This is a genomic window from Streptomyces sp. B21-105, assembly GCF_036898465.1.
Taxonomy (GTDB): Bacteria; Actinomycetota; Actinomycetes; order Streptomycetales; family Streptomycetaceae; genus Streptomyces.
This window is the reverse complement of sequence record NZ_JARUMJ010000001.1, coordinates 8160973-8185383: the sequence shown is the minus strand read 5'-3', so window position 1 is coordinate 8185383 and position 24411 is coordinate 8160973. Positions and strand designations below refer to the sequence as shown.

The following is a 24411-nucleotide window of genomic DNA, read 5'->3' as shown; positions in this document are numbered from 1 at the left end:
TACGGCCGCTGTCCGTACGACTTCGCCCCCGAGCCCCACAAGAGGCCTGACGACCCCTCACCCGAATGCCGGAGCCGGGGGTACAGTCGACAGGTGCGCCTTGGGCCGATCAAATCGCGCGTGTTGCCCGGCAGTAGCATTCGGGTGCGCATGCATGCGGGGGAATGCTTTGAAGGAACGCTCGCGGAGATCGACGAGGACTGCCTCGTCATCCGCACCGCGGACGCGGAGATCATCCTGGAGGCGGAAGCCATCCAACTGGTCGAACGCCGCTCGCTCGGGCCCGCTTCTGCCGGCGAGGCGGTAACCGGCCTTTCACCAGGGGCCCCAGGGGTGGTCCAGCGGGCCGAGCCGCACGCACCGCCCCCGCCCGCTCCCCCTGTCGAGGTCGTGCTCCCGCCCGCCGCCCTGCTCGCCCTGGATGAGCTGGAAGAGCGGGTCCGCGCCCTCCCGCTGCGTATCGCCGAACCGGATTTCGCCGTGTACACCGACGACCTGGACGGCGAGACCCGCGAGCAGCTCGACCGCGACCTGCTGAGCATCCGGAACAGCTACAACTACGCCCTGAAGGTCCGGGACACGGCGAAGATCCTCCAGTGCGCCGGCCGCCTGCGCAGGGTCTCGGACAGCTTCAACGCCGCGGACTGCCTGCAGGTCGCGGGACGGATGGTCTGGCTGCTCGGCGAGCGGGACCGGGCCCTCGAACTGTTCGCCGACGCCGCCGACGCCCTCAACGACAGCTCCTCCTGCTTCGATCTGGCGGTGGCCCAGCGGCACGCCGGTGAACTCGCCTACGCCACCACCTTGCGCAACTGCCTCGATCAGGACGCCCCCGCGGACGACCCGGCTCTGAAGGCCCTCCTCGCCGCCGTGCTCGTCGACGGCGTCGGCGCCGCCGAACTCGCCGGACTGGTCCTCGACGCCGCCGCCTGGGAGCCCGGCCCGGCCCGGCTGAGCGTCCTGCACGGCGGCCTGCTCTGCGCGCCACGGGACCAACTGACCGGATTCCCGGTCGACGACTGGAACTCCCCCGGTGCGCCCGCCGACGCGTTCGCGGTGGTCGCCGCGAAACTGCACCCGGAGCCCGCTCCCGCCGCCCCGGTGAAACCCACGAGGCCGGCGCCGATACCCCCGCTCTCGCGTCCAGGCCCGCGTCAAGTGGCGGCCGCCCCGCCGCGTCCTGCGCCGGCGCCGGCCGTGCGCACACCGCACGTTCCGCCGTCCGCGGCGCCCGCCCCGGCCGTGTCCCGGGTCGCGCCCCCGCCGGCCCCGGCGTCCCGGGCTCCGCTCACGGCACCCGCGCCGACGCCGGTAAAAGCACCGGCACAGACGCCGCAACCGCAGGTCCCGACGGCGGGGCTCGACGACGCACAGGTGCGCACCCTGTCGGACAAGGTCCGCGCCTGCGCCGACCGCGGGGACCTGACCTCGGCCCGGCAGGCGCTCGGCACGCTGAAGTCCCTGGCACCCCGTCACTCCCTGACCTGGGGGGCGGAGAAATACCTCTCCCAAGCCGTCAGCGCCCCGGGCCCCGCCGTCCAGGCCGCCGCGGCCACCGCCGCGCGCCCCCACCAGGCGCACAACGGCGCCCAGCAGGACAAGGGCCCCTTCGCCCGCGCCGAGGCCGCACAGCGCCGCAAGGACTACCCGGCTGCGAAACGTCATCTCCAGCAGGCCATCGAGCAGAACGACCAGCGGGTGCGCGCGGTGCGCAGACTCGTGAACCTGCTGTCGACCCGCCTGCGGAGCCGCGACGAGGCCCTGGCGCTCCTCGATGAGCACAAGCACCTGTTCGTGACGGACGCCGAACTGTGGAACTGGTCCCAGCAGCGCAGCACCATCCTGGAGCACGCCGGGCGTTGGGAGGAGGCGCTGGCCGAGTTGCGCGTGATGCTCGGCCGGGGTCCGGCCGCCGGGGACGAGCGGGTGCGGCTGGTGGGCCGGATCGCCATGGCGCTGCTCAAGACGTTCCAGCCGCAGGAGGCGAGGAAGCTGCTGGAGGCCGAACTCCAGCGCGATCCGCAGCAGTTGCCCCTGCGCGCAGCCCTGGACCAGCTCATCCAGGCCATGGAGACGAACGTCTACTCCAAGGTCGATGCCGTGGTGCAGCTCCAGTACGCGGCCACCTCCCACCTCAGTCCCCTGCTGACCTTCCATCTCGACCGCTGTGAGTACCGGGGCGTGCGCGCGGAGAAGGTGGCCAAGCGGACGTTCACGGAAGACGACATCAAGCGCCTGGACGACCTGGTCTCGGGGCGGGCCAAGGGGCGGCTCAACAGCAACTTCCCCCGTGAGCGCGCCGACTACAACCTCTCGGCAGCACGGATCATGCGTGACCTCGGCAGCACGGACGACCGGTTCCGCAGCCGGCTGCGCTACTTCGCGGCCGCGATGGGGGACGCGTGCGCCATCGAGGCGAAGGGCAACCCGGACGTCATCCGGACCTACTACCTCGAGTCGGTGAGCGTCAAGAGCGACTGGGACGACCTGGTGGACGTCAAACTCCGGCAGTTGGTGATGTCGTTCACGCACAGCGGCGTGCAACTGCTCGACATGCGCCGGCTGCCGTCCTTGGAGAAGGCGCTGGCGCTGGTGATGGCCGAGAAGCACCTGACCCGGGTGGTCCTGGTGACGCTGCTCTCGCTCCCGACGGTCGGCGAGACGGTCACCCGGCTCATCCGACGGGTCTGGGCGGACCGCACCACCCGCGAGATCTTCCAGAAGGCGCTGACGGACCACCTCGACTACGACGTCACCGTGACCGACGAGTCCAGCTTCACTCAGGCGTGGCTCGCCGCGGCGAAGGAGGACGTCCACCGCCGGAACGTCTACCACCAGATAAGCGTGCTGGCCGAGACGGTACCGGCCCTGACGGCGCTGGACCGGCACACCACCGAGCTGGAGCGGATCGCCGAGGAAGTGGTCGATCTGGCCTCGGCGACGGACCGCGCCAGGATCGAGCACTGCCGTTCCGTCGTCACGGAACTGCGCCAGTACGTCCGGCAGAGCGTGTACGTCGAGCGGGAGCGGCTCTTCGGCGGCACGAGCAGGACCATCCGCGCGCACGTCGAGGAGTACGAGAGCGCCCCGACGGCGCTGTCGCTGCAGATCCTGCACCCCTATCTGTGCGCGCTCGACACGGAGCTCAAAAGACACTTCGAGGCGTACCAACAGAGCGTGGAGCCGGAGAACCTGACGGTGGAACTGGTCGTCGACCGGTATCTGCCCAGCGGGGGCCGGGTGGACGTCCAGCTGGAGGTGTCGAACGAGCCGGGGGCGAGCCCGGTCAGCAACGTCGTGCTGACCGTGCTGCCGAGTGCCGACTACACGGCCACCGAGGCCACGATCGCGGTGGCCGAGTCCATCGGGGCCGGTGAGTCGAAGACCTGCCAGATCTCCCTGGTCGCCGGCAAGCCCACCATCGAACAGGAACTGATCACCCTGGTCAGCCGGATCGGGTTCACGCTGCGCTCGCAGCGGCGGGTCGAGGCCGAGGTGGAGCCGAAGTCGATCCGGCTGCACACCGACACCAAGTGGACCGAGATCCCCAACCCGTACAGCGCGGGTCTGCCGGTGGAGAACCCGGACATGTTCATGGGCCGCGACCCGCTGATCGCCAACCTGGCGGAGACGGTGACGGGCCCGCACCGGGGAAGCGTGATCGTCTACGGCCAGAAGCGCGCCGGCAAGTCGTCGGTGCTCTTCCACCTCCGGGAGAAACTGACGCTGCCGAGTCTCGCGGTGAGTTTCAGCATCCAGGATCTGGCCGGCGACATCTCCCTCGCCGACTTCCTCTACCGCATCGGCGACGACTTCCACTGGTCGATCAGCAATCTGGTCATGGACGAGGGCTGGGAGACCGACCCGCTCCCCGAGCCCAGTCTGGAACAGATCAGGCTCGCCCCCCAGCAGAAGTTCATCGAGTACATGCGTCGTCTGGTCGCGTGGCTGAAGGCGACACCGCCCCTCGCGGACAGCCATCTGGTGCTGCTGATCGACGAGTTCAGCATGGTGCACAAGGAGATCCGCAGCCGGAACCTGCCCGAGCACTTCATGAAGGGCTGGAAGGCCATGCTCGAGAGGGGGTTCTTCCGCTGCGTCCTGGTGGGCAACGATCTGATGCCGCGATTCATCCAGGAGTTCCCCAACGAGTTCCAGGTGGCCACGGAGGCCCGGGTCTCGTATCTGGAACGCTCCTACGCGTGCAAGCTCATCGAGGACCCGATCCGGCTTCCCGACGGCGCCAGCCGGTACCGGGGCAACGCCGTGGACCGCATCCTCGAACTCACCGGCCGCAGCCCGTACTACATCCAGTTGTTCTGTCACGAGCTCGTGCTCTACATGAACAGCGACGACGTGCGCGGCCCGGCCATCGGGCCGGCGGACGTCGAGGTCGTCGCGGACCGGCTCATCGTGGCCCTGGGCGAGAACGAGTTCGACAACCTGCTCACCCCGGGCGACAGCGAGGTCACCGACATCAGCGGCGAGCTCGTCATGGACGTCCTGCGGGCGACCAGAAGGGAGATCGGCCGGGCCATGTACCACGTGGGGGACCCGGACGCCCATCCGGAGGCCGAGCGGGTCATCCAGGACCTGGAGCGCCGGGAAGTGCTCCAGCGGCTCTCCGGCAACCGTTACCGCATCAGCGTCGGACTCTTCAGCCAGTGGCTGCAACATCGATGGGCGTGAACGTGGCGCAGCCCGACGGCCCTCGGGACCAGTTCACCAACCCGTTCGCGGGGTACGGCTCCCCCGTCGCGGGACCTGAGTTCGTCGGCCGCACCACGGCTTTCAGCTCGATCCGCAACCGGACGTTCACCTCGCTGGAGACGGCCTCGGTGTCGATCGTCGGACCGCCGCGGGTGGGGAAGTCCAGCCTCGCCCGGCACGTCCACGACCAGCTCGCCACGGGCCGCAGTGTCCGGGGTCTGACCTTCGTGCCGGTGTGGATCACGGTCAGCGGCTGCGACTCCGAGCAGTCGCTGTTCCGTGAACTCGCCTACGCCGTGCAGACCTGGATGTCCGACCGCGGCCTGCACGCCGACCGGCTGGACCCGTTGTACGAGTCCCTGTCCGCGGCCGTGACCTGGGACGACATGCGTATGCGGATGCGTACCTACATGCGTCAGCTGCGGTGGCTGCGGTACCAGGTCGTGGCCGTGCTGGACGAGTTCGACGCCGCCCGGAACGTCTTCCGGCGCTCCGCTCCCTACGAATTCCTCCGCGCCCTCGCCTACGAGCCGGACGTGCGCGTCGCTCTCATCACCACCTCCCGGCGGGACCTCGCGGAGATCGTCGTGCGGTCGACGCCGGAGCTGTCGACCTTCCCGCAGATCTTCGGCCTCCCGGTGACCCTGGGGTGCTTCGACACCCGGGAACTCGCGGCGCTGATCGCACGGTCGCCGCACATCGGCGCCGATCTGGGACAGCCGCTGCTGGCCTGGCTGGGCCGGGAGGCGGGTGGCCAGCCGTTCCTGTCGTCCGCGCTGCTGTCGGTGCTGCACGACCGGTGGGCGGTCCACGGCGTCCCGACGCCCGCCGACCTGCCGCACCACCTCGGCGAGGCCGTCGCCGCATGCAGCCGTCTGACGGTCCGCCACCACGAGCAGATGCTGGAACTGCTGCGCGACGAGGACCGGCTCAAGACCCTCCTGGAGGTGCTCTTCGGTCCCCAGGTCACCGCGCAGCCGCAGGACGCCGAACGGCTGGCCAGGGAGGGCATCATCCGGCCGACGGCCGACGGCTGGGAAGGGTTTTCCGAGAGTTTCCAGGAGTATCTCGGGCTGCTGGAGCGCAAGTCCGACGACTGGCCGTTGTGGCAGGCGACGGAGACCGGCCTGCGGGCCGGCCTCACCACGGCGCTGCAAGCGGCGTACGGCGACCTGTGGCTGGTCAAGGTCAGGGAGTGCCAGAAACGGCTGATCGAGCAGTGCGAGAGCCGGCAGGAGCGGGTGCGGCGGGGCTTCGGGGAGCTCGCTCTGGACGAGAGCCCGCTCGACTACGCCTATCCGCAGGATCTGCTGGCCGTCATCATGATGCACTGGGAGCACCTGCAACCCGCCCTGGGCCGCTCGAAGGGCGACTGGCAGGAGAGGCTGGAGCTCATCGCGCGGGTGCGCACGCCGATGGCGCACAACCGGCGCTCCGGGACCTCTCCCCTGCTCATGGAACAGTTCCGCGAGTACTGCCAGGACGTGCTGCGCTGGCTGCCGCAGCCGGCGGACGGGGAGCCGTCCTCCACGTCCTCAAGAGGCCTCCCGCCTCCAGTCGGCGACGGGGACGCTGGGCCGGTCGATCAGGGCGCTGTAGACGCCGGCGTCCAGCCCTAGCTCCCGGGTTCCCGGAATGGGCCGGTGCTCGTGGTCCGGGCGGGTGCAGGTCGGGAAGGCCGAGTACAGGGCGTAGCGCCGGCCCTGGGCCTGGTGGATCTTCTTGACCTCCTGCACCATCGGGCCGAAGTCGGAGTCCTGGGACAGGATGACCAGCGTGGAGTACTCCTGCTGCCAGGTGCCGCGCAGGGCGAGGGACGCGAGTCTGATGTCGGCGCCCTTCTCCTTGCGGCGCCCCGCCGGGGTGTTCGGCGCCCCGCAGTTCCCGCACGTCACCTTGCGGTCCAACGACGTACTGCACCGCGAGCAGGCCGGCTGGTGGTAGCTGAAACGGGCCGGTTCGTGGCGCACGCCGTAGTTGCGGAGCTTGCGCAGACGCTTGCGCCAGGCGTGGAACTCCGGTGCCTCATCAGGGCGGTTGCGGTCCGGGAGGGCCATGACCACGGCGGCTCCGCTGACGGCGTCAGCGCCCGTCGCGGCGGCCACGTGCAGGGCGAGCCGGTCGAGCGGGAACTGGGCCGCGGGTCGGTATCCGAAGCACCGCAGGGCGGCGACGTAGTGGTTCCATCCGTCGACCAGAACCAGGCAACCCGATCCCACCCTTCGCCCCCTCGCGAAAGAACGTGACCCCGACGTGACCCCGAGCGCGATGTGACACACGCGATGTGACACGGAAAAACCCCGCTGGGGGCCACAGGTCTGTTTCCAGAAGCGACGCTAGCAGCGGGGGCACCACACAGTGTAGTGAACCGGTCAACAAGCTTCAAGCGATCGGGCTTTGAGGGCCCCGGGGGCGGGTACCGGTGTCCGCGGAACCCGCCCCCTGGTCGCCCTCTCCGTCGCCCTCGCTCGCCGTCCGGTGGGGCGTCAGGCCGCGTCCTCCTCCACCGGTTCCTCGATCTCCTCGGCCAGCCCGCCCTTCTCGTTCGCCGCGACCTTGAAGCTCAGCAGCGTTCCCGGCGTGAACCGCTGGACCGCCGAGCGGGGCGTGAAGACGTGGTGGCCGTTGCCGAGCCGGTCCTGGACGCGCAGCCAGCCGTGGGCCTTGCCCTCGGGCAGCTTCAGGGTGCCTTCCGCGTAGTCGTCGACGAGGAGGATGCCCACGGCGTGGCGGGTGCGTTCACCGTCGACCCGTCCCGTCGCCACGAACACGATCCGGCTGCCGACACGCAGGGACTCCCCGGCGTCCTCCGGGTACACCAGGTGGCCGGCACGGAAGTAGAAGTCCTCACCGGACCGGGAGTCGCGGACGAACCCGAAGTTGGCGTCCGGCTTCCAACAGGTCACCTCCCCGGAGTGCCGTTCCTCCAGGGCTCCTTGGCGCTTGTCCTGCATGCCCTGACGCTTGTCCTGGGTTCCCTGGCCCCCCTGGGTCCCCTGGCGTTTGTCGTGGGCCGGCTGCCGCTTGCCCGCGGAGCGCTCGACGGGGAGGCGGGTCGTGCCGGGCGGCGAGGACGACGAGGACGGCGACTGCCGCATGCGGTCGGTGTTGCGGGTCACCGCCTCCGACTTGAGCCCGTACAACTGCTGGTCCCAGAGGATCTCGTAGTACTCCACGGGCTGGTCGAAGCCCTTCAGCGGGGCCCGCTGCACATCGCCCTGGTACTGCTCGGGGGCGCGGCCGAGGGCGATGCCGAGCCGGCTGGCGATCTTCATGACGTTGGCTGCGGACGCCGTGGCCCGGTCGACGAAGATGGCCTTGGGGGAGGCCGCGTCGCACAGCCGCTTCGCCTTGTCGACGACCGTGCCGACGTAGTCGTGGCCGCCCGTCGGCGTGGTGAAGGCGACGACGGAGCCGGTGCCCACGCCGATGCTGCAGTTGAAGTCGATGACGCCCCTGGCCCCGGTGCGGCCCTGGTTCGCGTCGTGGACCGCCTCCTGCACGGACACGGCGACGTTGACGGCGTCGGTCGCCCGGTCGCTGTCGAACGTGATCATGATGCCGTCCCCGAGGTACTTGATCTCCGCCTCGGGGTCCGCCTGCACGGCGAGGGCGGTGACCGTGTCGTACAGCCAGCCGAGGGCGGGCAGCCAACTCGCCTCGGGCTGCTGCTCCTTCATGGCGGTCGAGCCGACCTGGTCGATGAACAGGACGGTGCGCGCCTCCCGGGACTGGGGTTCGGCGAACGCTTCACGGAGCTGAGTGGCCATGTCTGTCACCCTTCGGTGCGATGTGATGGTGCTGCGGACGGGAACGGGGCCCGATCGGCCTCCGACACCTACTAACGGACACGACGTCAAGCACCGCGCGCCGAGCGGACGTTGCTCCCCCGACGGGTGCCGTGGGCCGCCGTTGACACGGGGGTGACCGGCCGTCATAGTGACGAGACCGCCTCACCGCGGCCGAGCACTTCGCTCCTACTGTGCTGTGCACAGGACACGTTGGCCCTACGGGCCGGCCCCACACATGTGGGCTTCCTCATCCCCAGGGAACGTGTCATGTCGAAGTCCAGCTCCTTCTGCACCGCCCCCGACACCTGCCTGCAGCGCAGCGCGAACATCGTCTGGAGCGTCACCCGCCAGGCCCGGCAAACACTGCACGAGGTGTGCCGGTCGGGTCCCTGCCATCGCCCGGCGCCGTTCGGGACCGCGGACCCCACGGCGAGCCGCCCCCGTGACGTGTGCGAGAGCGTCGGCTGCGTCGACCTCTTCATGGACGTGTGGATCCGGGCGCACGGCGCGACGCACGCCCGGTTCCAGGCGCTCGGCCCGCTCCCCGACTCCGCCTTCGCCTACCTCACGAGCAGCGCCCGCTCGCAGCTCGCGGAGCTCAACCGCCAGGGCCGGGTGGCCAGGGGCGGGGTGGCACGGCCCCAGCGCCGGGACGGCACCATCGGCCGGATCGCGATCTCCTACGAGGACCCCTGGGCGGCGGATGTGTTCCGCTTCCTCCTCGGCTACGCGGCCGCCCCCGGGCCCGGAGGGGCCGTCTGGCCGCTGGACACCCTCGTCTGCCGCAAGAACGTCTGGGACGGCGGTGACAGGGTGCCGGGCAGCCGGGCGGCGCGTGACGAACTGCGGGCCGACGTCGAGAGCTGTCTGGCGGTGGTCCGGCAGGTGGCGGGCGTGCGCTGGCTCCACGACTGCATCCTGCTGCCCCTGGCCAACCGCGCCACGGGCCCGTCCGTGCCGGTGGACGACGCGCGGCCGGACCGGGCGGGCGAGGAGGACGACGACGGTCCGGACGCCGCCGCGACCGTGATCCTCCAGGACCTGCTGGCCCGGACGGCCGCCGGCGTCGGAGCGGGCACGGCCCTGCGCGCCGCGGTCGACGCCTGGCTCGGCGACGGCCCGCCGCCGCCCGCGTGGGCGGCGACCCGCGGCGACGACATCGCTCTGCGACGCCTGGCGAAGCGCCTGGTGTCGGACCTCGCGCAGCAGAAGGAGGCGGCATGACGACCACCACCCCCCGGCGAAACGGGCGCACCGTGACCGGGCCCCCGGCCGAGATCAACGCGCTGATCGAAGCGACCCGGCAGGAGAACGCGCGGGCCGACGCCAAGTCGGCCGCCCTCCTCACCGTCGTGGGCATCGGGTTCACCGCGTTCTCGGTGGCCGGCGCGTCGGCCGTGACGGTGCCCGTGCACGGCGTCGCCCGCTGGCTCTGCGTCACGGCGCTGGCCGGTGTGTGCGCGGTGGCGGAGCTGCTGCTGCTCGTGCTGCGTCCGGTGCTGGGGAAGGGCGACGTGGGCCAGCGGTACTTCGCGACGTGGCGCCGCTACGCCTCGACCCCCGAACGGCTGGCGAGGGAGCTCTCCGTCGACGAGGAGGCGTGCCGCACCCTGATCCAGCTGAGCGGCATCGTCTGGCGCAAGTACCGGCTCATCCGAGGGGCGGTCGACCTGATGATCGGCGTCCTCCCGCTCATGGCCGTCGCCCTGTCCGTGACGCTCCTGACCCGCAGATGACCCGCAGCCGACCCGCGACCGCCGCCCCGCCGGCCGACCCGCTGACCTCGGCCCGGCACGCCGGTCCCCGACCGGCGTGCCGGACATGACAAGGGCCGGACATGACAAGGGCCGGACATGACAAGGGCCGGACATGACCAAGGGCCGGTTTCGGATTTCTCCGAAGCCGGCCCTGACCTGCGACTGTCTCCAGTCGGGACGACAGGATTTGAACCTGCGACCCCTTGACCCCCAGTCAAGTGCGCTACCAAGCTGCGCCACGTCCCGGTGCGCTCCGCACGGCGGTGGCCGTGTGATCGCGCGAACAGAACTTTACCCCACTCGAAGCGATGCGCCGAAGGGGGCCCGCGCGCGGGACAATCGGCGTATGGACCGTTGGGGCAGCGCAGGAGGCACGGGCGGTGGCCGGCCCGCCGTCGGCCGGGACCGGGACGGCGAGGGGCGGGCGCGCAACGCCCGGCCCCGGGACGGGCTCGGCCGGCCCCTTCCGTACGGCGCGCCCGGTGTGGAGCGGCAGCCCGAGGGTGTCGTCCGCACTACGGAGGAGACCGTGGCCGAGGCGCAGGCGCTGCTGGACGCCGGGAAGCCCTTCCACGCGCACGAGGTCTTCGAGGACGCCTGGAAGTCGGGTCCCGCCGCGGAGCGCACCCTGTGGCGGGGGCTCGCCCAGCTCGCCGTGGGTCTCACGCACGCGGCCCGGGGGAACCTCACGGGCGGGGTACGGCTGCTGCGGCGCGGCGCCGGGGCCGCCGAGGAGTGGGCGGCCCGCGCGGGAGAGGACCGGCCGTACGGGCTGGATCTGCCGGGGCTGGCACGGTGGGCGCGTGAGCTGGCGGCGTCGGTGGAGCGGACGGGCGCGGCGGTGGACGCGGTGGCCCGGGCGCCGCGCCTGCGCTGACACCGGGGCGTCCGGTGCCGTGACCGTGGCCGGAAGGGTCTGCGCGACTCGCAGCGCTAGCGCAGCAGCAGTTGCAGTCCGCCCACGACGGTCGCCGCGATCACGAGCTGCTCGAACAGCCGCTGGTTGATGCGGTGCACCGCCCACTTGCCGAACAGCGCGCCGGGGACGACGAACGCGACGAGGGCGGCGTCCAGGAGCAGCGAACGGCCGTCGATCAGGCCGAGGCCCACGCTGAACGGCACCTTCGACACGTTGACGATGAGGAAGAAGAACGCCGAGGTGCCGAGGAAGCCGAGTTTGCGGAAGCCGGCCGACAGCAGGTACATCGACATGACCGGGCCCCCCGCGTTGGCGACCATCGTGGTGAAGCCGCCGAGCACGCCGTAGGAGCGGGCCTTGAGGCGTCCGGCCCGGGTGACGACGGCGTCGGGGTCGTCCGCGGCGTCGGCCGTGCGCCGCCGCCACACCGTGACGCCCGCCATCACCAGCAGGATCGCGCCGATCGAGGTCCGGACGATCCCGTCGTCGGCCCATACCAGGAACAGCGTGCCGAGGACGACGCCGGCCGCGACCGCCGGGAACAGCCGCCAAAGCGTGGGCCAGTGGGCGTGCCGCCGGTAGGTGAGGACGGCCAGGACGTCCCCGGCGATGAGGATCGGCAGCAGGACGCCCGTGGAGGCGCGGGCGGGCAGGACCGCCGCGAAGACGGCGAGGCTGACCGTGTTGGCCCCGCTGACGGCCGTCTTGGAGAAGCCGACGAGCAGGGCCGCGAGGGCGAGGGCGGCGAACTCCCAGCCGGTGATGTGCCACAGGGTCATCGTGTTCATGCGGGGACCGATGCTACGCACATCTATCGAACACCCGGCCAGCCGTCTCGCCAGGTGACCGGTGCCTCCGGTGCCTCCGGTGCCGAAGGCGACGCCGGCGGCCGGTGTGCCCCGTCAGTGGCGTTCGACCAGCACCGCGGTGCCCTGGCCGACGCCCACGCACATCGTGGCCAGGCCGCGCTCGGCTCCGGTGCGGCGCATGCGGTGCAGGAGGGTGGCGAGGATGCGGGCCCCCGAGCCGCCCAGCGGATGGCCGAGGGCGATCGCCCCGCCGCTGGGGTTGACCAGGCCGGGGTCGATGCCCAACTGGTCGACGCAGGCGAGCGCCTGGGCGGCGAACGCCTCGTTGAACTCGGCCTCCTGGACGTCCTCGACGTTCCACTCCGCGCGGGCCAGCGCCTTGCGGGTGGCGGGCACCGGACCGAGCCCCATCACGTCGGGGTGGACGCCGGCCGAGGCGCCGGCGACATAGCGGCCCAGTGACTCGAGGCCCAGCTCGTTGAGCGCCTCCTCGCTGACCAGGAGCAGACCCGCCGCGCCGTCGTTCATGGGCGAGGAGTTGCCGGCGGTGACCGTGCCGCCCTCCCGGAAGACCGGCTTCAACCGGGCCAGCTTCTCGTACGAGGTGTCCTCGCGGATGCCCTCGTCGGCCTCGACGAGCACGCCGTCCGGACGCCGGACCGGCAGCATCTCGTCGTCGAAGTGGCCGCTCTCGCGGGCCCGCGCGGCCAGCCGGTGACTGCGCAGGGCGAACTCGTCCTGGCGTTCGCGCGTGATGCCGTACCGGACGGCGACCTCCTCGGCCGTCTCGCCCATGGCCAGCAGGCCGTGCAGGTCCTTCATCGCGGGGTTGACCAGCCGCCAGCCGAGCCGCGTGTCCACCGTCTCGACGCGATGCGGAAGGGCCTCCTCGGGGCGGGCCAGCACGAAGGGGGCGCGGCTCATCGACTCGGAGCCGCCCGCGATCACGATGTCGGCCTCGCCCGCGCCGATGGTGCGGGCCGCGGTCGTCACGGCCTCGAGTCCGGAGGCGCACAGCCGGTTCACCGTGGCGCCGGGCACGGTCTCGGGCAGACCGGCGAGCAGGGCGGCCATCCGGGCGACGTTGCGGTTGTCCTCGCCGGCCTGGTTGGCCGCGCCCCAGTAGACGTCGTCGACACGGGCCGGGTCGAGCGCGGGCACCTCGGCGACGAGGCCGCGGACGACGACGGCGGCGAGGTCGTCGGGCCGGACCGAGGACAGGGCTCCGCGCAGTCTGCCGACGGGGGTGCGGCGGGCGGCCGCGAAGTGGACGGGGCGCACGACGGACTCCTTGGTTAGCACTGCTAGTTTTCGACTATAGACCCCGGCCCCGCCCGCTGGGAAGATCCCCGGACGCCCTCGCCGACGCAGCTGGAGCAGCGATGACCGTACCCGTCGTCACCCGGACCCGCCTTCTCGCCGGCGCCCACGGCGCGATCGCCGTGCGCGAGTGGTCCCCTCCGCTCCCGCGCAGCCTCGCCCTCGTGGTCCACGGCTACGGCGAGCACTCCGGCCGCTACGAGGAACTCGCCGGCGTCCTGGCCGGTCACGGCGCGGCCGTCCACGCTCCCGACCACCGCGGGCACGGCAGGTCGGCGGGCGAACGCGTGGTGATCGAGGACTTCGAGGACGTCGTCACCGACCTGCACGCCGTCGCGGAACGCGCCCGGGCCGCCCACCCGGGCCTGCCGCTGGTCGTGATCGGGCACTCGATGGGCGGCCTGATCGCGGCCCGGTACGCCCAGCGCCACGGCGCCGGTCTCGCCGCGCTGGTGCTCTCCGGCCCGGTGATCGGCGACTGGCGGCTGCCGGCGCGGCTGCTGGCGTACGACGAGGTTCCCGACGTACCCGTCAGTCCCGCCGCGCTCTCCCGGGACCCCGCGGTCGGGGCGGCGTACGCGGCGGATCCGCTGGTCTGGCACGGACCGATGAAACGGCCCACCTTGCGGGCCTTCGAACGGACCCTGGCGACCGTCGCCGAGCAGGGCGACGTCGGCGCGCTGCCGCTGCTGTGGCTGCACGGCGACGACGACCGGCTGGTGCCGCTGCCCGGCAGCCGGCCCGGCGTCGAGCGGCTCGGCGGCGGCGCGCACACCGAGCGGATCTACCGGGGCGGCCGGCACGAGGTCTTCCACGAGACGAACAGGGCGGACGTGTTCGCGGACCTGACCCGCTTCCTCGACCGGGCCCTCGCCGACGCCTGAGCCCGACTCCCGCCACGAACTCCCGCCGCGGACTCCCGCCACGAGCGGCCGGGGCCGGCCTGCCGACCGGGGAAGGGGAATCGGAATCGGGGGAAACGCCTGTTTGCAGCGGTACGCCCGGGGCACCCGCGCCTCCATGGAGTGGTTGCGCGTCGCCGCCTGCGCGGGTGAGGAACCCGAGCTGTTCTTCCCCGTGGGCGCACCGGCCAGGCCTCGGGCGTCCGGTGCGGGACGGGCGAGCAGGAACGCGTGGCACTGCTCCGTACCGCACCCCATGACGTGACGAGGAGGAGCACCGTATGACTGTCGTGAAGAGCCCGCTGCCCGAACCCGCCCGCCAGATCACGTTCGACGCGCTGCAGGGCACCCTCGTGGATCTCCTCGGCCTCTCCCTGATCGGCAAGCAGGCGCACTGGAACATCGTGGGACCCCGGTTCCGCTCGATCCACCTCCAGCTGGACGAGGTCGTCGCCGCGGCCCGTTCCTACGCCGACACCGTCGCCGAGCGGGCCGCCGCGCTGGGCCTGCCGCCGGACGGCCGCCCGGAGACGATCGCCTCCGCGTTCACCCTGCCCTCCCCCAAGGACGGCTGGGTGCGGGACGAGGACGTCGTCCAGGTGATCGCCGAGTCCCTGGGGGCCGCCATCACCCGGCTGCGCGAGCGGGTCGCGGCGACCGAGGAAGCGGACCCGGTGACCCAGGACCTGCTGATCGGCATCACCGCCGACCTGGAGAAGCAGCGCTGGATGTTCGAGGCGGAGAACTGGCCGCGCGAGAACTGACCCACGCCGGCTTCAGCGGGCGAAGCGGGACAGCGCCGCCGAGACCAGCGTGCGCACGCCCGGCGCGAGCACCGACGGGTCCGGCGCGAACAGCGGGCTGTGGTTGCCCGGCACGGCCGCCGCCCTCTCCCGCGACCCCTCCCCCGGCGCCGCCTCCCACACCGGCGCCGGGGTCGAGGTCACGTACCAGTAGTCGTACGGCACGCCTTCCGGAGCGAGCAGGGAGAAGTCCTCGCTGCCGACCGCCCGGCCGAAGTCGAACACCGTGTCCGGGCCGAAGAGCTCCCGGTGGACGGCGGCGATCTCGTCGTCCAGCGACGGGTCGTTGACCGTGGTCGGGCAACCGGGCCGGACGGTGACGTCCGGCGGGCGGGGGCAGCCCGCGGCGGCGCACTCCGCCTCGGCGATCCGCCGGATCGCGGCGAGGAGACGGGCCCGCACCCGGGAGTCCTGGGTGCGCACGTTCACCCCCAGCCGTGCCTCCTCGGGGATGACGTTGGACGTCGTCCCGGCGTGGAAGCGCCCTACGGTGAGCACCGCGGAGTCGTCCGCGGCGATCTCGCGGGCGACCACCGTCTGCAGCCGGGTCACGACGAAGGCGGCGGTCACCACGGGATCGACCGTCGACTCAGGCCGAGACCCGTGTCCGCCCACGCCGTGCACGACGACGTCCACGTCGTCCGAGGCCGACAGGGTCAGCCCGGGGGTGTGCGGGTAGCACCCGGCGAGCCCCGGCGCGACATGCTGGCCGAACAGCACGTCGGGGCGCGGGAAGCGGTCGTGCACGCCGTCGGCGACCATCGCCGCCGCACCGCCCCCGGCCTCCTCCGCGGGCTGCCCGACCACGACGAGCGTCCCGGACCACGCCTCGCGGGCGGCGGCGAGCGCCTCGGCGGCCGCTGCCAGCCAGGTGACGTGCAGGTCGTGGCCGCAGGCGTGCATCACGCCGTCGTATCGGGAGGCGTAGGCGAGGCCCGTCGCCTCCCGCACGGGCAGCGCGTCCATGTCGCCGCGCAGCCACACCACCGGCCCGTCGCCGTTGGCCAGTACCCCGACCACGCCGGTGCGGGCCACGCCCTCCGTCACCCGGTACCCGGCGGCACGAAGCCGCCCGGCCAGTGCGGCGGCGGTGCGGTGTTCCCGGAAGGACAGCTCGGGGTGGCGGTGCAGATCCTGGTAGAAGTCCACCAGCCGCCCGGATTCCAGGTCCGGGGTGATCTCCCGGGTCAGGCGGGCGACGACGGACGGTTCGGCCATTCCGCGCATGCCGCCACGTTACGCGGGCCGCCCCGGCACGGCCGCCGGGCCAGAGACGGCCCGAGTCACCCGGAGCGCCCGCAGCGCCCGCAGCGCGGCACGAGGGCGAGGGGCGCCCCGGACCGCCCGGGATTGCCCGCGACCGCCTGCGACCGCCTGCGACCGCCCGGGATTGCCCGGGATTGCCCTGGCCGCCCGCCGAGCGCCCGGGACCGCCCGCGGTCGTCCGCGGCCGCGCGGCCCCGCTGCAGGCGGGCCCACCGGAAGGCCGCCGCCCACCTCCTTCCGCGCCCCCGCCGCCCCCGCACCGCCCGTCGGCGCCGCGGCCTGAGGCATGGCCGCGACCTGAGGCATGATCGAGCCATGACCGCCCCGAGCCCGCCGGGCCCCGCCGCCCCCATCCGGGTCCTCATCGCCGACGACCAGGACATGGTCCGCACCGGCTTCCGCTTCTTCCTCGACGCGCAGCCCGACATCACGGTGGTCGCGGAGGCCGCCGACGGCGAGGAAGCGGTGGCGCTGGCCCGCAGGGTGCGGCCGGACGTGTGCCTGCTGGACATCCGGATGCCGAAGCTGGACGGTCTGGCGGCCACCCGCCTGCTGGCCGGACCGGACGTCGCGGACCCGATGCGGGTGGTCGTCGTCACCACCTTCGACCTGGACGAGTACGTGTACGGGGCGCTGCGCGGCGGCGCCTGCGGCTTCCTGCTGAAGGACTCCGGGCCGACGCTCCTCGCGGAGGCGGTCCGGGCGGCCGCCGCGGGCGACTCGCTGGTCTCGCCGTCGGTGACCGTGCGCCTGCTCCAGCATCTGACGGCCCCGCAGACCCCGTCGGCCGACCGCCCCGCAGCCCTCCCGGAGACGCTTGCCGAGTCGCTGACGAAGCCACTGACCGAGCCGCTGACCGAACGGGAGCTGGACGTCGTCCGGCTCGTCGCCCTCGGCCGGACCAACGCCGAGATCGCGGCCGAGCTCTACGTCTCCCTGTCGACGGTGAAGACGCACCTGTCGAGCGTCCAGCTGAAACTGGGCGCCCGCAACCGCGTCGAGATCGCGGCCTGGGCCTGGCAGTACGGGCATGCGCGGCCCCGGCCCTGAGGCCGGCTCAGGGTGCGCCCCGGCGTCCCGGCCTCGGGTCCGGCGCGGGTTTCAGAGGCCCAGCACGCGCGTGATGGTGCGCAGCACCCCGTCGTCGTTGTTGGAGGGCGCCAGGTGGCGGGCCCGGCGCACGACCTCGGGGTGGGCGTTGGCCATGGCGAACGACCAGTCGGCGGCGTCGAGCATCTGCAGGTCGTTGAGGTAGTCGCCGAACACCATGGTCTGCGCGGGTGTGACGCCCAGCTCGCGCTGGAGGCGGCGCAGCGCGGCGCCCTTGTCTGCGGTGCGGTTCATGACGTCGACCCAGTGCTCGCCGGAGACCACGACCTGGTGGGTCCGTGCGAAGGACGCGAGGGCCGGGGCGGTGCTCTCCTCGGCCGACCCGAAGTCGAACAGGGCGACCTTGACGATGTCGTCGTCGACGGCGGTGACGTCCTCGACGACCCGGTGACTCAGGTAGTACCTGGCCACCTCGGCCAGGAACGCCTCGTCGGCCCGCTCGACGTACGCCGCCCGCTTCCCGCAGACCACGGCGCCGACGTCGACGCCGTCGGCCACGAGGGCGCGCACGGCTTCCGCCACCCGCACGACGACGGCCGGGTCCAGCGGATCGGAGCTCAGCTCCTGCCCGTCGCGCACGACGTACGCGCCGTTCTCCGCGATGAACGCCATCCCGTCGGCCGCCCCGGGGACGTCGGCGAAGTCCGCGGCCAGCGTGGCGTACTGGCGTCCGCTCGCCGGGGCGAAGTGCACCCCGCGCTCGCGCAGCAGGGCCAGGACGCGCCACAGGTCCGCGGGCGCCTTCTTCTCGTCGTCGAGCAGCGTGCCGTCCATGTCGGTGACGATCAGCCGGATGTCTGCGGGACCCGTCGGGGGTTCGGAGGCGACCGGTCCGGGGGCATGCGAGTACGGCATGTGCTGCTTCCTGTAGGTGGATGACCGGATTTTCACCCTACCGGGGACAACGGTGATCATCCGACGGCACAATGACGGCACAGGCCCGGGGCACGGCAGGGCGCGGGCAGGACGCGGGAAGGGGCGGTCACGTGAGCGGGCCGGGACGGCTGGACACCAGCGTGGCGCACAACGCGCGGGTGTGGAACTACTGGATCGGCGGCAAGGACAACTACGAGGTCGACCGGGGCGTCGGCGAGCACGTCGCCGGGATGTTCCCGCTCATCCGGGACATCGCACGCGCCGACCGCTGGTTCCTCGGACAGGCGGTGCGGTTCCTCGCCGAGGAGCGCGGTGTGCGGCAGTTCCTGGACGTCGGCACCGGGCTGCCGACGGCGGACAACACGCACGAGATCGCGCAGCGCATCGCGCCGGAGTCACGGATCGTCTACGTCGACAACGACCCCATCGTGCTGGCGCACGCCCGCACCCTGCTGACCGGCACGGCACAGGGCCGCACCGACTACATCGACGCGGACGTGCACGATCCGGCCGCGATCCTCGAACGCGCGGGCCGTTCCCTGGACTTCACGCAGCCGGTCGCGGTGATGATGCTGGGCATCCTGAACTTCGTCCTGGACGTCGAGGCGGCCAGGGACATCGTCCGGCGGGTCATGTCCGACGTCCCGGCCGGCAGCTTCCTGGTCCTGACGCACCCCACCCACGACGGCGAGGTGGGCGGCGAGGGCCAGATCCCGGCGATGAAGTTCTGGAACGAGAACGCCAAGCCGCCGATCACCGCCCGCAGCGGTGCGGAGATCGCCGCCTTCTTCGACGGTCTGGAACTGCTGGAGCCGGGCCTGGTGTCGTGCTCGCGCTGGCGCGGCACGGCCGGCTCCCTCCCCGTGGTGCCGCAGTACGGGGCGATCGCCGTGAAACCCTGACGGGCGTACGGGCACCCGCCGCACGCGCCGATCGTGGAGGACGTATGACCACCCTTGCCGATCCCGTCCCCGGCGGGCGTCCCGAAGACGTCGAGCGGGCGACCGCGCTCAGCGGGGAACTGGCCGCGGCGGGGGTGCACGGCGTCGTGCTGGCCTACTTCGACACCGCGGGGATCGGCAGGGTGAAGGCGGTGCCCACGGGCAAGCTGGCCTCGGCGGCGGCCTGGGGCGTCGGGATGTCGCCGGTGTTCGACACGTTCCTGGCGAACGACGCCATCGTCACGACCGACGTGCTGGGCTCGCCGGACGGCGATCTGCGCCTCTACCCGGACCTCGACGGGCTGGTCGTCCTGGCAGGTCAGCCCGGCTGGGCGTGGGCGCCGGTCGACCGCGTCACCCAGGACGGCGACCCGCATCCGGGCTGCTCCCGCACGTTCCTGCGGCACGTCGTGGCGGACGCGGCCCGCGAGCACGGTCTCGCGTTCCGGGCGGCCGTCGAGATCGAGTGGGCGGTCGGCCTGGACTCCGCGCCGGCCGGCGAGTTCGTCCCGGCCGCCACCGGGCCGGCGTACGGCGCGACGCGGCAGGTCGAGCTGAGCGCGTACACCGCCGACCTGCTGGCGGCATGCGCGGCGCAGGGCGTCGACGTCGAGCAGATCCATCCCGAGTACGCGCCCGGCCAGTTCGAGATCTCCGTGGGCGCCCTGGACCCGGTGACGGCCGCCGACCGCAGCGTCCTCGTCCGGCAGACCGTGCGGGCGGTGGCCCGCCGGCACGGGCTGCGGGTGTCCTTCTCCCCCGCGGTCGTCGCGAAGGGCGTCGGCACCGGCGGCCACATCCATCTCTCCGCTTGGCGGGACGGCGTGAACCTGCACGCGGGCGGCGACCGGCGGCACGGCATGACGGCCGACGCCGAGGCGTTCGCCGCCGGAGTCCTGGCCCGCCTCCCGGCGCTGACGGCGGTGACCGCGCCCAGCCCGGCCAGTGCGCTGCGCCTGCGGCCCTCGCAGTGGGCCGGGGTGTTCACCGCGTGGGGTCTGGAGACCCGCGAGTGCGCGGTGCGGCTGGTGCGGGGCACCGCGGGCCGACGCGCGGAGCAGGCGAACCTGGAGGTCAAGCCGGTCGACCTGGCCGCCAACCCGTATCTCGCCCTCGGCTGCCTCATCGCGGCGGGGCTGGACGGAGTGGCCTCGGGGGCGGTGCTGCCCGAGGAGAGCACCGGGGACCCGGTGCGGCTCGGCGCCGGGGAGGCCACCGCCCGGGGTGTGCGCAGGCTGCCGTCCTCACTCGCCGGGGCCGTCGCCGAGTTCCGCGCCGACGAAATGCTGCGCGCCGCCCTCGGGCCGGTCCTCGCCGACGCGGTGACCGCCGTGCGGCAGGGAGAGATCGACGCCGTCGACGGGCTCGACGACGACCAGGTGGCCGCGGCGTACCGCTGGGTGTACTGAGGTGGCCGGCCGAGCGGTTCACGAGGCGCTCGCCGGGCTGGAGCTGGTGGACCACCACTGCCACGGCGTGGTCACCGGCCCGCTGGACCGGCCGGGTTTCGAGGCGCTGCTGACCGAGGGCGACGCCTGGCCGGGGTTCTCCACCTTCGACACGCCCGTCGGTGTCGCGGTGCGCCGCCACTGCGCGCCGCTGCTCGGCCTCGACCCGCACGCCCCCGCCGACGTCTACCTGGCCCGGCGCGCCGCACTGGGCCCGCGGGAGGTGAACCGGCGGTTCCTGCGGGCCGCCCGCACCGGTGTGTTCTGCGTCGACACCGGCTTCGCCCCTCACCACGTCACGACACCCGCCGAACTGGCCACGGCCGCGACACCGGCGGTCGCAGCGGTCGCAGCGGTCGCACGGGAGGGTGTGCGGCCGGAGGCAGCGATCGCGCAGGAGACAGTGCGGCCGGAGGCAGCGGTCGCGTACGAGGTGGTGCGGCTGGAGGCGGTCGCCGAGGCCGTCGCCGCGCGGGGCGTCGACGCCGACGGGTACGCCGACGCGTTCCGGGCGGCCGCGCTGGACGCGGTCCGGCGGGCGGGCGTGGTGGCGGTCAAGTCGGTGGCCGCCTACCGGACCGGCTTCGACCTCGACCCGGCCCGGCCCCCGGACACCGACGTCACCCGGGCCGCCCGGCGCTGGCTGGCGGACGGCGGACGACTCGCGGACCCGGTCCTGACACGGCATCTGCTGTGGACGGCGGTCGACCTGGGGCTGCCCCTGCAACTGCACACCGGCTTCGGCGACAACGACATCCGGCTGCACCGGGTCGACCCGACGCATCTCACGGACTGGCTGCACCTCACGGCGGGCACGATCCCTGTGCTGCTCCTGCACTGCTGGCCCTACCAGCGGCAAGCCGCCTACCTGGCCGCGGTGTTCGAGCAGGTGTACCTGGACGTGGGGCTCACCCTGCATCATGTGGGTCCCGTGCGAGCGCGGGCGGTCCTGGAGGAGGCGCTGGAGATCACACCGTTCCGCAAACTGCTCCACAGCTCGGACGCCTATGGTGTGTCGGAGTTCTACTGGCTCGGCGCGCTGGCCTTCCGCCGGGGTCTCGGAGACCTGCTCCAGGACCGGGTGGACGCGGGCGAACTGGGCCTGCCCGACGCACTGCGCCTGGCGCGCGGGGCCGGAGCCGACAACGCCCGCCGGGTCTACCGGCTTCCCGACGGACACTGAAAGTATGATCGAACAATGTCTGACTTGACCGAGACCACACCGGGTTGGCTGAGCTCCGACGAGCTCGAGATGGCACGCGCCCGTATGCCGATCCTGTACGTCGAGGCCGTGCCCGTGCGCGTCGACGACAGCGGCGAAGTCACCAGCGTCGGCCTGCTGCTGCGGATAGGGCCGGACGGCAACGTCAACCGGACCCTGGTGTCCGGCCGCGTCCTGCACCACGAACGTGTCCGGGACGCCCTGCTGCGCCACCTCGAGAAGGACCTCGGCCCGGTGGCGCTGCCCCGGGTGCCGACCTCGCTCCAGCCGTTCACGGTGGCCGAGTACTTTCCGACGCAGGGCATCACCCCGTACCACGACCCGCGTCAGCACGCCGTGTCGCTGGCCTACATCGTGCCGGTGACGGGCGACTGCCGGCCCCGGCAGGACGCGCTGGACCTGGTGTGGTTCAGCCCGCAGGAGGCCGCGTCCCTGGCGGTGCAGAGCGAGATGCCCGGCGGGCACGGGTTCCTGCTCCGGCAGGCCCTGGCCCACGTGGGCCTCTCGGCCTCCTGACCGGGATGCCGCCGGCTCAGCGGGCGCTGGTCACAGCCGCCGGGAGCCGTCCCTGCACGCTTGTGGTGTGCAGGGGCTGCTGCTGCGGCGACGGCCGCAAGCATCCCGGCTTCGACCACGACTGGCAGCTGGCGCGGCTGCGTGCGGGGGCGGCCGCCTCGGGCGGCGGCTTCGCCGTCCGCACGACGGACTGCCTCGGCCCCTGCGACCAGGCGAACGTGATCGTCGTCCGGCCCTCGGCCGCCGGCCGTCGGGCGGGCGGCCGGGCCGCCTGGGTCGGCTTCGCCATGGACGACGACTGCACGGAGGAGATCCTGGCGTGGGCGGCGGCGGGCGGCCCGGGCGTGGCCGCCCCGCCGGTGACGCTGGAGCTGCAGTTCATCGACCCGCCCGGGGGCGCGCGGGCGCGCGGCCGCCGTCAGGGCGCGGTCCGGAGGTAGCGTCGTCGGCCCGCCCGCGGGTAGCCCGGAGGACGGTTCCGGCGCACGGCACGCGCGGCTCTCCGGCTCGCACGGTTCGGGCTGCGGACGTCCGCCGCGATCCCGGCACGCGCGGTCGGGCGAACGCACTGGCTGCCCGGCGGACCGGACTCAGTCCTCGTGTCCGGTGTTCTCGCCCGGCAGGAATCTCTGGCGGGCCCAGAGGCTCAGCAGTGCCGTTCCGCCGGCCAGCAGCGGCACCGGATCCCGCACGGACGGACCCAGCGCGAATCCCAGCGCCGTGGCCGTGCAGACCGTCAGGGGAATGAACCCCGCCGCGCCCTCCATTCCGCGTCGCAGCGCGGGCTGGGCGGTGCCGAGCGCGCTCGCCCCGCCGGGCACCCAAGGGCCGACCGCGACCACCAGCAGTCCCGCGGTGGCGCAGATGTCGACCAGCTGACAGGACATCACCTCGGGGCCGTGCGGGCCGACCGTCCACAGCCGTAGGGTGTCGCCGACCAGCATGAGGGACAGCCCGGCGATCCCGGCCCACACGGTGGCTCTCCGGTCGCTCCGTACGAGGCGGCGCACGGCGAGGAGAAACCCGAGGAACACGACTTCGGCGGCCCACAGGACACCGATCATCCCCGTCCCCAGCCGCCAGCCGTCACCGGCGCCCCGCAGCAGGACCCATACGGTCATGAAGACGGCCCCCGCTGTGACGACCCCGTCGAGCACGCGCCGCAGCAACGCGTGCCGACCGGTACCGGCATCGGCCGCGACGACCAGACCGGCCATCCCCAGACCGACCGTCAGCGTCACTCCGGTGACGACCACCGCACCCGGCAACGATCGCACGTCCCACCCCGAAGCCGCGGGGCGAGCCGACAGCACGGCGACCACTGCCCGGTACACGCCTCCGGCGACCGCGGAGCCACCCAACAGCAGCCCACGCGTGCGCACCCGCCCGCTCGTTCCCCTCGTGCGGAGCATCAAGGAGGCCGCCAGCGCCCAGCTGCCGGCGGACGGCCCGAATGCCATGATCCGCGCCGTCCCGCCGCCGGCCGCCCAGGACCCGCCGACGGTCAGCACGGCCCCCACCAGGCATGCGATGCCGACCGCTGCCCAGCTCTGTGCCCAGGTCCGTCGGCGGCGGCCCGCCCGGAGCCCGAGCGCCTCCGGCGACTTTCCCAACCCCGACATCAGGTGCGCCTTTCCACCGGTCCCCCGTCCGCAGGGCCTCTCCCGCGGTCCCCGGATCCACTCAGAAACCGTAGAGACTCGCCACCGTCCCCGACCGGAACCACCGGTTCATTCACCCGTACCGCGTACGGGAGGGGAGCGAGTGACACCGGCATGCCGGTCCCCGGCGCGCACCGCGCACGGAAGTCACCACCGTGCAGGGAAGTCACCACCGCGGCCGGACGTCACCACACATCACCCGTTCGACCTAGCGCCGTCTGCGGACCGTCCGTACGCCGCTCGTCGGACCGTCCAGGCGGCGAAAGCGGTCCACTGCCGCATCGATTTCACACACGCCCTGGCCATGGAACTGGACGATCCCGGCTCAATCACAGCGTGGTGGCCGATTTCCGCGAGCGC

Annotated in this window: 20 protein-coding genes and 1 tRNA gene; 13 read left to right on the top strand and 8 right to left on the bottom strand. The window is 72.7% G+C overall.

The window, feature by feature from the left end; translation table 11 throughout:
* The first annotated feature begins 150 nt into the window (after positions 1-150).
* Both QA802_RS36655 and QA802_RS36650 read left to right on the top strand, forming a co-directional pair.
* On the top strand, positions 151-4689 hold the full coding sequence (locus tag QA802_RS36655) for a hypothetical protein (protein WP_334532093.1): 4539 nt from the start codon (positions 151-153) through the stop codon (positions 4687-4689).
* Positions 4665-6329: a Cdc6/Cdc18 family protein gene (locus tag QA802_RS36650; protein WP_334532091.1), complete on the top strand. Its 1665-nt coding sequence runs from the start codon at positions 4665-4667 to the stop codon at positions 6327-6329. Before QA802_RS36655 ends, QA802_RS36650 begins: the two co-directional genes overlap by 25 nt.
* On the opposite strand, the gene QA802_RS36645 is transcribed toward QA802_RS36650, so the two are convergent.
* Positions 6246-6929: an NYN domain-containing protein gene (locus tag QA802_RS36645; protein ID WP_334532089.1), complete on the bottom strand. Its 684-nt coding sequence runs from the start codon at positions 6927-6929 to the stop codon at positions 6246-6248. The two genes, QA802_RS36650 and QA802_RS36645, sit on opposite strands and share 84 nt — an antisense overlap.
* A 267-nt stretch (positions 6930-7196) precedes the next feature.
* Positions 7197-8480, bottom strand: a complete 1284-nt coding sequence (locus QA802_RS36640) for an adenylate/guanylate cyclase domain-containing protein (protein ID WP_334532087.1) — start codon at positions 8478-8480, stop codon at positions 7197-7199.
* A 288-nt stretch (positions 8481-8768) separates the two neighbouring features.
* Here QA802_RS36640 and QA802_RS36635 point away from each other — a divergent pair, with 288 nt between their 5' ends.
* Both QA802_RS36635 and QA802_RS36630 read left to right on the top strand, forming a co-directional pair.
* Complete coding sequence (locus tag QA802_RS36635; RefSeq protein WP_334532084.1) at positions 8769-9725, top strand: hypothetical protein; 957 nt, start codon at positions 8769-8771, stop codon at positions 9723-9725.
* On the top strand, positions 9722-10237 hold the full coding sequence (locus tag QA802_RS36630; protein WP_334532081.1) for a Pycsar system effector family protein: 516 nt from the start codon (positions 9722-9724) through the stop codon (positions 10235-10237). The genes QA802_RS36635 and QA802_RS36630 overlap by 4 nt, the downstream gene beginning before the upstream one ends.
* 193 nt (positions 10238-10430) lie before the next feature.
* On the opposite strand, the gene QA802_RS36625 is transcribed toward QA802_RS36630, so the two are convergent.
* Positions 10431-10504 (bottom strand) — tRNA-Pro (locus QA802_RS36625).
* Between the two features lie 100 nt (positions 10505-10604).
* Between QA802_RS36625 and QA802_RS36620 the strand changes: the two genes are divergently transcribed.
* Positions 10605-11135 (top strand): DUF309 domain-containing protein, encoded by a 531-nt coding sequence (locus tag QA802_RS36620; RefSeq protein WP_334532078.1) that lies wholly within the window; start codon positions 10605-10607, stop codon positions 11133-11135.
* 56 nt (positions 11136-11191) lie between these two features.
* On the opposite strand, the gene QA802_RS36615 is transcribed toward QA802_RS36620, so the two are convergent.
* Positions 11192-11965: a sulfite exporter TauE/SafE family protein gene (locus QA802_RS36615; protein ID WP_334532075.1), complete on the bottom strand. Its 774-nt coding sequence runs from the start codon at positions 11963-11965 to the stop codon at positions 11192-11194.
* A gap of 114 nt (positions 11966-12079) precedes the next feature.
* A complete protein-coding gene (locus QA802_RS36610) occupies positions 12080-13267 on the bottom strand; it encodes a thiolase family protein (protein ID WP_334532072.1) in 1188 nt (395 codons plus the stop codon).
* A 101-nt stretch (positions 13268-13368) separates the two neighbouring features.
* Here QA802_RS36610 and QA802_RS36605 point away from each other — a divergent pair, with 101 nt between their 5' ends.
* Entirely contained in the window at positions 13369-14190 is an 822-nt protein-coding gene (locus QA802_RS36605; protein WP_334532069.1) for an alpha/beta hydrolase, read from the top strand.
* Between the two features lie 299 nt (positions 14191-14489).
* The gene (locus QA802_RS36600) at positions 14490-14972 is read left to right on the top strand and encodes a Dps family protein (RefSeq protein ID WP_319170705.1); all 483 of its coding nucleotides are present in this window, start codon (positions 14490-14492) and stop codon (positions 14970-14972) included.
* 12 nt (positions 14973-14984) lie between these two features.
* On the opposite strand, the gene QA802_RS36595 is transcribed toward QA802_RS36600, so the two are convergent.
* Positions 14985-16229, bottom strand: coding sequence for an amidohydrolase (locus QA802_RS36595; protein WP_334535106.1), 1245 nt, complete (start codon positions 16227-16229; stop codon positions 14985-14987).
* A 363-nt stretch (positions 16230-16592) separates the two neighbouring features.
* Between QA802_RS36595 and QA802_RS36590 the strand changes: the two genes are divergently transcribed.
* On the top strand, positions 16593-17327 hold the full coding sequence (locus QA802_RS36590) for a response regulator (RefSeq protein WP_334532066.1): 735 nt from the start codon (positions 16593-16595) through the stop codon (positions 17325-17327).
* A 51-nt stretch (positions 17328-17378) separates the two neighbouring features.
* Here QA802_RS36590 and QA802_RS36585 read toward each other — a convergent pair whose 3' ends face one another.
* Positions 17379-18242, bottom strand: a complete 864-nt coding sequence (locus QA802_RS36585) for a Cof-type HAD-IIB family hydrolase (protein WP_319170703.1) — start codon at positions 18240-18242, stop codon at positions 17379-17381.
* A 131-nt stretch (positions 18243-18373) separates the two neighbouring features.
* Here QA802_RS36585 and QA802_RS36580 point away from each other — a divergent pair, with 131 nt between their 5' ends.
* From QA802_RS36580 to QA802_RS36560, 5 genes are read left to right on the top strand one after another with little or no spacing between them, the layout of a single operon-like run.
* The gene (locus QA802_RS36580; protein ID WP_334532061.1) at positions 18374-19165 is read left to right on the top strand and encodes an SAM-dependent methyltransferase; all 792 of its coding nucleotides are present in this window, start codon (positions 18374-18376) and stop codon (positions 19163-19165) included.
* 44 nt (positions 19166-19209) lie between these two features.
* The gene (locus QA802_RS36575) at positions 19210-20613 is read left to right on the top strand and encodes a type I glutamate--ammonia ligase (RefSeq protein ID WP_334532059.1); all 1404 of its coding nucleotides are present in this window, start codon (positions 19210-19212) and stop codon (positions 20611-20613) included.
* A 1-nt stretch (position 20614) separates the two neighbouring features.
* Entirely contained in the window at positions 20615-21835 is a 1221-nt protein-coding gene (locus QA802_RS36570) for an amidohydrolase family protein (RefSeq protein WP_334532056.1), read from the top strand.
* A 15-nt stretch (positions 21836-21850) separates the two neighbouring features.
* Positions 21851-22390 carry an NUDIX hydrolase family protein gene (locus QA802_RS36565; RefSeq protein ID WP_306947169.1) on the top strand — a complete coding sequence of 180 codons (540 nt, stop codon included), beginning with the start codon at positions 21851-21853 and terminating at the stop codon, positions 22388-22390.
* A 5-nt stretch (positions 22391-22395) separates the two neighbouring features.
* Positions 22396-22830 carry a (2Fe-2S) ferredoxin domain-containing protein gene (locus QA802_RS36560; RefSeq protein WP_334532050.1) on the top strand — a complete coding sequence of 145 codons (435 nt, stop codon included), beginning with the start codon at positions 22396-22398 and terminating at the stop codon, positions 22828-22830.
* 150 nt (positions 22831-22980) lie between these two features.
* Here QA802_RS36560 and QA802_RS36555 read toward each other — a convergent pair whose 3' ends face one another.
* Entirely contained in the window at positions 22981-24012 is a 1032-nt protein-coding gene (locus QA802_RS36555) for a hypothetical protein (protein WP_334532047.1), read from the bottom strand.
* Positions 24013-24411 lie beyond the last annotated feature (399 nt).